This is a genomic window from Salmonella sp. GDC200615 (assembly GCF_050574145.1).
Taxonomy (GTDB): domain Bacteria; phylum Pseudomonadota; class Gammaproteobacteria; order Enterobacterales; family Enterobacteriaceae; genus Salmonella; species Salmonella enterica.
This window is the reverse complement of record NZ_CP192247.1, coordinates 387,173-397,913: the sequence shown is the minus strand read 5'-3', so window position 1 is coordinate 397,913 and position 10,741 is coordinate 387,173. Positions and strand designations below refer to the sequence as shown.

13 protein-coding genes are annotated in these 10,741 nt (G+C 54.2%); 1 reads left to right on the top strand and 12 read right to left on the bottom strand.

Annotated elements, in window-relative coordinates; all coding sequences use genetic code 11:
- Positions 1–123 precede the first annotated feature (123 nt).
- Entirely contained in the window at positions 124–294 is a 171-nt protein-coding gene (locus ACQ29O_RS01790) for a YhfL family protein (protein ID WP_000472323.1), read from the top strand.
- Positions 295–438: 144 nt separating this feature from the next.
- Here the strand turns inward: ACQ29O_RS01790 and trpS are convergent, their stop codons facing one another.
- From trpS to ACQ29O_RS01730, 12 genes are all read right to left on the bottom strand, one after another.
- On the bottom strand, positions 439–1,443 hold the full coding sequence (gene trpS, locus ACQ29O_RS01785; RefSeq protein ID WP_000165562.1) for a tryptophan--tRNA ligase: 1,005 nt from the start codon (positions 1,441–1,443) through the stop codon (positions 439–441).
- A complete protein-coding gene (gph, locus tag ACQ29O_RS01780) occupies positions 1,436–2,194 on the bottom strand; it encodes a phosphoglycolate phosphatase (RefSeq protein ID WP_000359648.1) in 759 nt (252 codons plus the stop codon). Before gph ends, trpS begins: the two co-directional genes overlap by 8 nt.
- Positions 2,187–2,864, bottom strand: coding sequence for a ribulose-phosphate 3-epimerase (rpe, locus tag ACQ29O_RS01775; RefSeq protein WP_000816284.1), 678 nt, complete (start codon positions 2,862–2,864; stop codon positions 2,187–2,189). The genes gph and rpe overlap by 8 nt, the downstream gene beginning before the upstream one ends.
- 17 nt (positions 2,865–2,881) lie before the next feature.
- Positions 2,882–3,718 carry an adenine-specific DNA-methyltransferase gene (gene dam / locus ACQ29O_RS01770; protein ID WP_000742132.1) on the bottom strand — a complete coding sequence of 279 codons (837 nt, stop codon included), beginning with the start codon at positions 3,716–3,718 and terminating at the stop codon, positions 2,882–2,884.
- A 181-nt stretch (positions 3,719–3,899) separates the two neighbouring features.
- The gene (gene damX, locus ACQ29O_RS01765; protein ID WP_000343147.1) at positions 3,900–5,177 is read right to left on the bottom strand and encodes a cell division protein DamX; all 1,278 of its coding nucleotides are present in this window, start codon (positions 5,175–5,177) and stop codon (positions 3,900–3,902) included.
- A 97-nt stretch (positions 5,178–5,274) separates the two neighbouring features.
- Positions 5,275–6,363, bottom strand: coding sequence for a 3-dehydroquinate synthase (gene aroB, locus ACQ29O_RS01760; protein WP_253336158.1), 1,089 nt, complete (start codon positions 6,361–6,363; stop codon positions 5,275–5,277).
- 56 nt (positions 6,364–6,419) lie between these two features.
- On the bottom strand, positions 6,420–6,941 hold the full coding sequence (gene aroK, locus ACQ29O_RS01755) for a shikimate kinase AroK (protein ID WP_000818621.1): 522 nt from the start codon (positions 6,939–6,941) through the stop codon (positions 6,420–6,422).
- 464 nt (positions 6,942–7,405) lie between these two features.
- Positions 7,406–8,644 carry a DNA uptake porin HofQ gene (hofQ, locus tag ACQ29O_RS01750; protein WP_000832808.1) on the bottom strand — a complete coding sequence of 413 codons (1,239 nt, stop codon included), beginning with the start codon at positions 8,642–8,644 and terminating at the stop codon, positions 7,406–7,408.
- Positions 8,559–8,960: a DUF2531 family protein gene (locus tag ACQ29O_RS01745; protein ID WP_000648135.1), complete on the bottom strand. Its 402-nt coding sequence runs from the start codon at positions 8,958–8,960 to the stop codon at positions 8,559–8,561. The genes hofQ and ACQ29O_RS01745 overlap by 86 nt, the downstream gene beginning before the upstream one ends.
- A complete protein-coding gene (locus ACQ29O_RS01740; protein WP_020937279.1) occupies positions 8,950–9,423 on the bottom strand; it encodes a hypothetical protein in 474 nt (157 codons plus the stop codon). Before ACQ29O_RS01740 ends, ACQ29O_RS01745 begins: the two co-directional genes overlap by 11 nt.
- On the bottom strand, positions 9,407–9,946 hold the full coding sequence (locus ACQ29O_RS01735) for a PilN domain-containing protein (RefSeq protein ID WP_020937278.1): 540 nt from the start codon (positions 9,944–9,946) through the stop codon (positions 9,407–9,409). The genes ACQ29O_RS01740 and ACQ29O_RS01735 overlap by 17 nt, the downstream gene beginning before the upstream one ends.
- Complete coding sequence (locus ACQ29O_RS01730; RefSeq protein WP_000874739.1) at positions 9,946–10,725, bottom strand: hypothetical protein; 780 nt, start codon at positions 10,723–10,725, stop codon at positions 9,946–9,948. Before ACQ29O_RS01730 ends, ACQ29O_RS01735 begins: the two co-directional genes overlap by 1 nt.
- Positions 10,726–10,741 lie beyond the last annotated feature (16 nt).

Genomic DNA, 10,741 nt, shown 5'->3' with positions numbered 1-10,741 from the left:
GGTAAAGATAAAGTCCTTATTTGGACTACCTGTATAGTTTAATAATTGCTATCGTACTATACGCTAAATAGATCTTATATTTATTCCATCAGTAGTGCTCGTTTTATCAACAAGGGTTTTGAAATGTTTAAATTTGTAAAAATTGCCGTTGTGGCAGGGGTTCTGGCGACGCTCACTGCTTGTACTGGTCATATCGAAAACAAAAAAAATAACTGCAGCTACGATTATTTGCTGCACCCTGCAATTTCTATTTCTAAAATTATTGGCGGTTGCGGCCCGGCTGCCGATCAATAATAGAAACGACTGCGCAGATACAAAAAAACCGGGATTTTCCCGGTTTTTTTACAGGTCTGATAAACGGTACTGCGCAGATGCCTTGTCCAACTTACGCTCGTTGGTAGGCCCGATAAGCCAGCGCCATCGGGCAAGAAATTACCGTTACGGTTTCGCCACAAAGCCAATGGCTTCGTAAACGGCTTTCAGCGTTTCGGCCGCACGTGCGCTGGCTTTTTCCGCCCCGTCTTTCATCACCTTCTGTAAGAACGCTTCGTCGTTGCGGAAACGGTGATAGCGCTCCTGCAACTCAGACAGCATTCCGGAAACCGCCTCCGCCACTTCGCCTTTCAAATGGCCATACATTTTACCTTCAAACTGTTTTTCCAGTTCAGGAATGCTCTGACCGGTCACGGCGGAAAGGATATCCAGCAGGTTAGAGACACCCGCTTTCTCTTTCACATCATAACGCACTACCGGCGGCTCGTCGGAGTCAGTGACCGCACGTTTGATTTTCTTCACTACCGATTTCGGATCTTCCAGCAGGCCGATCACGTTATTACGGTTATCGTCCGATTTGGACATTTTCTTTGTCGGCTCCAGCAGCGACATCACTCGCGCGCCGGATTTTGGAATAAACGGTTCCGGTACTTTGAAAATATCGCCATACAGCCCGTTAAAACGCTGGGCGATATCGCGGCTCAGTTCCAGATGCTGCTTCTGATCTTCGCCTACCGGCACCAGATTGGTTTGGTACAACAGGATGTCTGCCGCCATCAACACCGGGTAATCAAACAGGCCGGCGTTAATGTTTTCCGCATAGCGCGCAGATTTATCTTTAAACTGCGTCATACGGCTCAGCTCGCCGAAATAGGTATAGCAGTTCAGCGCCCAGCCAAGCTGCGCATGTTCCGGCACATGGGACTGAACGAAAATAGTGCTCTTTTCAGGATCAATACCACATGCCAGGTACAGCGCCAGCGTATCCAGCGTCGCTTTACGTAGCTGCTGCGCGTCCTGACGCACGGTAATAGCATGTTGGTCTACGATGCAGTAGATGCAATGATAGTCATCCTGCATGTTTACCCACTGACGCAATGCCCCCATATAGTTGCCAATGGTCAATTCACCTGAGGGCTGTGCGCCACTAAAAACGATGGGCTTAGTCATTTTTTATTTCCTGGTTATCGCTATGCGGAAGCCCAAGTGCGGGCAAAAGATCGTTAAAACTGTCATAAATGACGTCCGGCTCGCTAAGAGCGATCGCTTCGCCATAATTGTAGCCGTATGTCAGGCCAACCGAAGGGCAGCCCGCCGCTTTTGCAGCCTGAATATCATTACGCGAATCGCCGACAAAAAGCATCTGCTCCGGCAGCATGCCCAGCCGGCTTGCCACCAGCAACAGCGGCTCCGGATGCGGCTTCTTATTTTGCACATCATCGCCGCCGATAACCACACTGAAGTATTTGGCGATATCAAGCGATTCCAGCAACGGCGCGACGAACGGCGTCGGCTTATTCGTCACCAGACCTAATGACAATCCGCTGGCGTGCAGCGCGCCCAGCGTGTCGGCGACATGCGGAAATAAAAAAGTGCCCTCTTCCGCCACTTCGCCATAATACCTGTCGAACAGTTTACGCAGAATGCGTACCTGCTCCTCGGCAGGAATATCTTCATCAACGGGCGGTTTCCCCATCGTCTTACGCAGCGTGGCGCGCTCCTCGCGAGCCCAGGCCAGCGCGCGTTCCATCAATACGTCTGCGCCGTTACCAATCCAGGTAATCACGCGCTCCTCGCCCGCGACCGGCAGTTCCAGCGCATACAGCGCCATATCCACCGCCGCGGCAAGACCCGGCGCGCTATCCACCAGCGTACCGTCAAGATCAAAGGCGACGCCCCGAATATTCTGTAACTTATCCATGAGTTACCTTTGCCAGCTCACTGCGCATTTCATCAATTACTTTTTTGTAGTCGGGTTTATCGAAAATTGCCGACCCCGCAACAAACATGTCCGCACCTGCTGCGGCGATCTCGCCGATATTGTTCACCTTCACGCCGCCGTCCACTTCCAGGCGAATGTCGTAACCGGACGCATCAATGCGGCGACGCACTTCGCGCAGTTTATCCAGCGTCTGCGGAATAAAAGACTGGCCGCCGAAGCCTGGGTTCACGGACATCAGCAGGATCACATCCAGTTTGTCCATGACGTAATCGAGATAACTGAGCGGCGTTGCCGGGTTGAATACCAGCCCCGCTTTACAGCCGTGTTCTTTAATCAGCTGTAGCGTGCGGTCAACATGTTCGGAGGCTTCCGGGTGAAAGGTAATGATGCTCGCGCCAGCGGCGGCAAAGTCGGGCACGATACGGTCGACTGGCTTGACCATCAGGTGGACATCAATAGGCGCGGTAATACCGTACTGACGCAGGGATTTCAGCACCATCGGGCCGATAGTCAGGTTCGGCACATAGTGATTATCCATGACGTCAAAGTGTACAACATCAGCACCGGCAGCCAGCGCTTTGGCGGTGTCTTCACCCAGGCGAGCAAAATCAGCCGACAGAATTGAGGGGGCAATCAAATACTGTTTCATCCGCTTCTCCTTGAGAATTATTTTCTTGCAGGCGTTGCAACTCCTGGTTGGTACAGAGCCAGCAGTTCGTCCACCTTTTTACGTGTGCCGCCGTTGCTGCTTATACTGCGTCTAACTTTGACGACATGCAATTTTGCGAGTTGATACCACTCGCGTGTGAGCGCCGTATCATGGTTGGAAATGAGCACCGGTATCCGGTTACTGACCAGATTCTCAGCGATCTCCGCCAGATGCGCTTGTTGCGTCAGGCTAAAACTATTGGTGTGATACGCTGTGAAGTTAGCCGTGGCGGACAACGGCGCATAAGGCGGATCGCAATAGACCACCGACGACTTGTCCGCACGCGCCATACTGTCTGCGTATGACTCACAGTAAAAGAACGCATTCTGCGCTTTTTCTGCAAAGTGGTACAACTCCGCTTCCGGGAAGTAAGGTCTTTTATAACGACCAAACGGTACATTAAATTCCCCGCGTAAGTTATAGCGACAGAGTCCGTTATAACCGTAGCGGTTCAGATATAAAAACAGTACCGCCCGACGAAAGGGGTCCTGGCAGGTGTTGAACTCCTCGCGGAGTTGGTAATAGACCTCAGCCTGGTTAGTTTCAGGCATAAACAGCTCGCGCGAAGCCTGTACATACTCGTCAGTACGTAACTTCACGATGTTATAGAGGCTAATAAGGTCGCTGTTGATATCGGCGAGGATATAACGAGAAAAGTCGGTGTTAAGAAACACCGATCCGGCACCCACAAAAGGTTCGACAAGGCACTCGCCTTTTGGCAAATGTCGTTTGATATCATCAAGCAGAGGGTATTTTCCCCCTGCCCACTTCAAAAAAGCGCGATTTTTTTTCATGCTGACTAACTAATTACACCTTCTCCGGCTGTGGAGAAAGCTCCGACAGCATCCTGCGCTTTAGGCTGTGCCGCGTTGCTTTACGGCGCATTTGACGGTAGCAAATGCGCCCCTCGCGCCTGTCCTGAACAAAAAATAGCTGTCAGCGACACTCACAGGCAATTGCAGGACACAGCCTGGATTATTTCAGATCGGCCTGAACCTGATGCAACGGTTTTGCCCACGGGTTTTTCGCCTGCACATCGGCAGGTAAGGTGGACACCGCACGTTTAGCATCTTCTTTCGAAGCATACATCCCCGTTACCAGCACATACCACGGTTGTCCATTACGCGTCGTCTCGTATACCACATAATTTTTCAGGTTCTCTTTCTTCGCCCAACCGTTCAGGTTGTCGTAATTTGAAGAACTACTGAGCTGCAATGTGTAGTGGCTGGATGGCGCGCTCTTTAACGCGCCAACGTTGCCGGCGCTTTTCCCGCCGCCTGCGACAGGCGTCGTCGAGGCTTGCGCTGGCTTCGCGGTTTGTACCGGCGCAGCGCTTGCCGTCGCTGTCGGCGCAGCCGTCGTGGTGGTCGCTTTCGGCGTCGCGGCTGGCGCTGCCGGTTCCGTACGTTTCACTGGCGCGACCGGTTTCTTCGGTTCCGCAGTCGTGGTTTTCGCCGTGGTCTGCGGTTTCTTAGGTTCAATGACGGCCTGTTTACGTTCCGGACGCGTGGTATGACGCTCGGTAGGTTCGCTAACCGCCGCCTGACGCGTCGTGCTGCCATTGCGAACTGGCGCGACGGTTGCAGGCTCTGTCGGCAACGTAGAGTTCACCGCAACATTGTTCATCTGCTCTGGATTCTGCGTCAGCGCATTATTCAGATCGCCCTGTACTTCCACGCGCTGCTGACCGTCAGCGACCACAGGTGACTGTCCCTGCGTCGGCGTTGAAGAAATCGGCGGCAACGAAATATCCTGCGACGTATTGCCCGCGGTTTGTTCTGCGGAGGTGGCGCCCGGCGCAGGCTGGGTCGCATTCGCCTGATCGGCGGCGTTACCGGAAAGATCGATACTCTTTTCGCCAGAGGCCGACGGCTCGCTGGAAGACGTTGAGGGGGCTTTCAGCGCGGAGCCGATACCGATAATCAACAGCAGCAGCACCAGTACGCCAACGCCCATCATCATGTATTGACGAGAGGCTGGCTTATGGGCCGCTTTTTTACGCTTACGTGGACGGCGTTCAACACGCTCTTCGTCCACCGTATCGTCTTCATCGGATTCGTACTCTTCTTCAACTTCAGGTTCTTCACTACGCGCTTTACGCGTACGCGTCGGACGGCGATCGTCGGCATCCAGATCAACGTCATCAAAGTTGATCTGCGGCTCATTATCGCGTTCTGAAGATTGACGAGAACGACCAGTACGACGATCGCTGGGATCGGGTTTCAGCTCGTCTTCTGGTTTGAATTCATCCATTTAACACCCCACTCAAAGGTTAATGCTTACGACATTGCACATAACCTGAAGCTAAAAGACTGACATCTACGCAATATCAGTCTGACCTTTCTTGTTGTTACGCCTGCTGACAGTCAGCAATCGCGCTAAGAACGACTTCGTGCGACACTCCACCGCGCACTTCACTTTTCCCTATGGCCAGCGGAAGCACTAAACGCAGCTCCCCCGCTAACACTTTTTTATCTCGCAGCATGTGCGGCAAATAGTCCTGCGCGGACATCTCGCAAGGGCCATTGACTGGCAGCCCGGCCCGTTCGAGTAGAGCGATGATGCGCTGCGTATCAGTAGAACTGAACTGCCCCAAACGCTCGGATGCGCACGCAGCCATCACTATACCTGCGGCAACGGCTTCACCATGTAACCAATTGCCATATCCCATTTCCGCTTCAATGGCGTGGCCAAAGGTATGTCCAAGATTCAGTAAAGCACGTAAGCCCGCTTCACGCTCGTCGGCGGCAACAACTTCGGCTTTCAGCTCGCAACAACGGCGAATACAGTACGCCATCGCCGGGCCGTCCAGACGCAATAGCGCATCCAGATTACCCTCAAGCCAGGTGAAGAAGTCTGCGTCGAGTATAATGCCGTATTTGATCACCTCTGCCAGCCCCGATGCCAGTTCGCGTGCGGGAAGCGTTTTCAGGCAATCAAGATCGACAACCACAGAAGCGGGTTGGTAAAACGCGCCAATCATGTTTTTGCCAAGGGGATGGTTGACGGCGGTTTTCCCGCCCACGGAAGAATCAACCTGCGACAGTAAGGTAGTTGGTACCTGGATGAAACGTACGCCTCGCTGGTAGCTGGCCGCCGCAAAACCGGTGAGATCGCCAATCACGCCGCCGCCAAGCGCGACCAGAGTGGTATCACGACCATGCGGTTTTTTCAGTAACGCCGTAAACACCGTATCCAGCACCGTCAGGCTCTTATACTGCTCGCCGTCAGGAAGAATCACGCTGTCTACGTTAACGCCCGCCCGTTCGAGTACGCCGCGAACCTTGTCCAGATAAAGCGGCGCCAGGGTTTCGTTGGTCACTAACATGACCTGATCGCCTGATTTCAGCGGCAAGAATGAAGCTGGTTCGTTAAACAAACCAGCCGCGATGGTGATCGGGTAACTACGTTCCCCGAGAGTGACTGTAATCCTCTCCATGACGCGACATCCACCTTAGTTACTTGTGCCCGCTTACCCAGCGTATTCTGCTTGAATTAGTTGCTTTCCAGCATATGAATAATCTGGTTTGCCACAACCTTAGCGCTTTGATCGTCGGTGCGAATGGTGACGTCGGCAATCTCTTCGTACAGCGGATTGCGTTCGTTAGCCAGCGCTTCCAGAACTTCGCGAGGCGGTGCTTCAACCTGCAACAGCGGGCGTTTTTTATCACGCTGCGTGCGCGCCAGTTGTTTTTCGATGGTCGTTTCAAGGTAGACCACGACGCCACGCGCGGAGAGACGGTTACGCGTTTCACGCGATTTTACAGAGCCACCGCCGGTTGCCAGCACAATACCCTGTTTTTCCGTCAATTCGTTGATAACTTTTTCTTCACGATTACGGAAGCCGTCTTCACCTTCAACATCGAAGACCCAGCCCACATCAGCTCCGGTTCGTTTCTCAATCTCTTGATCAGAATCGTAAAATTCCATATTGAGTTGTTGAGCTAACTGGCGCCCAATAGTGCTTTTTCCGGCACCCATAGGCCCAACCAGAAAGATATTGCGTTTCTCTGCCATTTTTTCGGTACTACTAAGACTATTCGTTAATGGTAAACCCGCTTCACAGACACCCAGCGCAGCAGGACATGAACTGAAACCTCATAAGATATTGCGAGAGTCAGACTGAAAATTATCTCAATACTCAAGCGGGTTTGGCAACTGAATAAATCACCAAGCCTGATTGTTGCAAAACCCGAGTTAGCGTTGCCGAATGGCGACCAGAACAACATATCCGGCCTACAAATTGCTCTACTTTCAAACAATTGTGCGCAATCCGCAGAACCAATACGTCTGCATCAGCGGACATTCAGCCGTTTATCATCGGTCTTATGCACACCTTCGGCAAGGCAAAGCGCATTAATCAATGCGTAAGCAACGAAAAGCACGACTCTCAAATCGGTACTCCTTGTATGCTAAATACATCCGCACGTCAAATCCCGCAGATGCGTTCAGTGCAAAAACAGCGCTTTTTTATGCATAAATTATTCTGTCGCCACCAGTCTGGGGGTGATAAACACCACTAATTCGCGTCGCTCGTCCTCTTTGCCGTCATGGCGGAAGAGCTGACCAAGCCAGGGAATATCCCCCAACAGCGGCACGCTATCGCTACCCGATTTATTTTTTCGCGAAAAAATACCGCCCAGCGCCAGCGTCTCGCCGCTTTTTACCTCTACCTGCGTTTCAATTTCCTGTTTATCTATCGCCAGCACTTCGCCGTCAGCCTGTTGTAGTACCTGACCGGGAACATTCTGGCTGATATGTAACTTCAGGCGGATGCGCCCTTTTTGCAAAACGGTGGGCGTCACCTCCATCCCCAGCACCGCTTCTTTAAATTCCACGGAGGTCGCGCCGCTTTCGCCGCTGGAAACCTGATAAGGAATTTCGCTGCCTTGCTTGATACTGGCTGGCTGCAGATGGGAAGCCAGCAGCCGGGGGCTGGCGATAATATCCAACTGCTGCTTTTGCTCCAGCGCTGACAGCTCCAGATCCAGCAAGCGTCCGTTAATGCGCCCGATGTTAAACCCGACGCGTGAGGTGGCGGCGGCGACAGATAAATCACTGGAAAGCGTCGTCACGTCACCCACCGAGCCCGCTTGCGTCGCGTCAGCCAGCGTCCACTTTACGCCCAGTTCCCGTAGACTCTTTTCGTTAATGGTAACGATATGCGCCGCCAGCTCCACCTGCGCCACCGGCAGATCCATTTGCGATACCCATTTTTCCAGCTCCGCAAGGGCCGCGCGGTTATCGCGCAACAGCATGCGGTTGGTGCGCTTATCTACCATGATGGTTCCCTTCGCGCTCAGGAGTTTCTCGCCCGCTTTCGCCAGTTCGGCGGCATCGGCGTATTGCAGGCTAATGCTGCGGTTTTCCAGCGGTAAATTAGCCTGAAGCCTTAACCGCTCGGCATCCTGCCGCGCACTGTGTTCTTTCTGCCAGGCCTGTGAATGAACATGGAGAATATTCCCCTCCTGACGCAGCACCAGCCCAGCGCTATTGACCACCGTCTGTAGCGCCTGTTTCCACGGCACATCCGTCAGATGTAGCGATAATGTCCCGCTGACGTCCGGCGACACCACCAGATTCTGCCGCTCCTGTTCGGCTAAAGTCTGCAAAACCTGCACCACAGGGACGTCGTCAACCACCAGCGTCACTTTCGCCGCTTTTCCCGCCTGCGCGGCGGGCATCAAGGCTATCAGTATTATGGCTATCCATCGCTTCATTGTCCGCTCCCTGACGTAGCCACCGCCACTGCGGCGGCGCACAATTTTTACCGGTCGTTAACGTTAAGGCTTCCGCCGTCAGGCGGACAATCGTCCAACCGTTTTCCAGCGTCTGCCCTTCTTCCACTCGTCGCCATTTTTGCTGACTATCTTTAAGAATGCCTGTCCATCGCTCGCCTTTACGCACCGCGCCCTGATACCGCCACTGCGAGAGTTCCGCTATCCGGCAGCGATCTTCCGGCGGGCGGAAGGGATCGCGCATTCCTGTCAACATCAGCAAACAAAAACAGAGCAATACACTGCGGCTAGCCTTCATTCGCCAGGCGCTCCAGTTGCAGCGTCATCAATAATTCCGCCCCCTCTTTACGCAATGAAAACCGACTTACGCTCACCTCGCTTTCGGCCAACCGGACAAACAGCGACGGCACCGCATCCCAGGACGTTTTCAGCGCCATTTCTCCCCCCTGCGCCGATGGCTGCCAGTGCAGCAAACGCAGGGGAGGCGCCTGGAAATCTAACGGCGAAAAAGGACGCGGATTTTCCACGGTGCGCCCGAACAGCGGTTCAGCCGCGACGCTCAGACGGCGCAGATGACGCCACTGTTGCCGGGCGGCCTCGCGCTGCTGGCTTAACCGCGTTTGTTGCGTACGCAGCGTCTTCCAGCCGGGATAGCCCACAGATAACGTGACCGTCAGCGTCAGGCACAGCACGCCTGCACACCAACCAAAAACCCGACCACGGCGCGACATCCCGTACCAGATATCAAAGAGCGCGTTCACGGGCGGCGCTCCTCGTTAACTGATAATGGAACTGCCAGCGCCCTTGCGCATCCTGCTGCGTGGCGCCCGTGCGGTTTAGCGGAAAACTGACATAGTGACGAAGCGATGTCTCAAGCGTGAGCAGGGCGTCAAACGTTCTCGCCAGCCCTTCCAGCTCTAGCGTCTCTTGCTGATAATTGAGGCTTATCAGCCATGCCTGCTCTGGCAACAGGTTGGCAAGGTCAGTCAAGATAGATTGCCAGGCTTGCGTCAGTTCACGCTGCGCCTGACGTTGTAATCGCGCCTGTTGCTGCCGCTGACGCTGCTGCAACTGCGGTATGTTCGCCGCAAGCGCCGTCGTGTGTCCGTTTTCCGCCGTCAGTAGCAGTTCATTAATCCTCCCCTCCTGCCAAAAAACCAACCGGGCGATCGTCGCGAGGCTTGCTATCAGCAGCAGGGACGCGCCCCATACCACGCACCACAGCCGCAGACGCGCTACGTAATGTTGGCGCCGCCAGGGGAGCAAATTGACAGAATGCGCCATCAGCGTATCTCCCCTATGGCTAAACCCAGCGCAATCGCAAAGCGATAACCGTCCGGCGGAACCGGCGGTTGGCGGACGGTTACGGCGCGCCAGGGGTCGAATTCGCCCTCGGCGCATAACGAAATATGTTCCGGCACGACGGATAATGTTGCGGCAAGGTCATGCAGCGTCGTCGCCTCGCGCGCCGATTTACGCCCCCACGCATAGCGCGTCGCCCACAGCCACTGGCTCTCATCGCGCCAGACCAGACATTGCCGCCCCGAAGGTATAAACGGCAGCAAACGCTGTAACGCGCAGGCATCGGGCGTTACAGCAGCGATGCGCACATTGAGCGTTTGCGCCAGCGTTAACAGCGCTGAAATTTCTTTGCTTTGCACGGCGGTAACGTTGAACGCGGGGCTCAGCGCATCGTCCTGAAAGTCGAAACGCAATAAGTCCGGATCCATATCCAGCTCACGCGCCATCGTTTGTGAAAGCCATGCGACTTGCTCACGTTCCCGCAGACGCATCGGCGGATGTGGAAAAGCGCGTTGCAATGTCCGATTTGCGGGAAAAGAGAGATAAATACGGTGACGTAGCGGCAGCTCACGGCTCCAGGGTCGCAGTACGTGAGCCAGCGATTGCGGGTCAGGAATCGTACCCTCTGCCGTGGAGGCGTTCATCAGCGGCAGTCGCCACCAACGTTGCAGAGACCAGCCCGATGCGCCGCGAATAACGGCGATGGCCAGCGCTTCATGCTGCTGAATATGCAATCCTATTTGCCAGGTTTTAAAAGCCATAACGGTCGATCTCCTT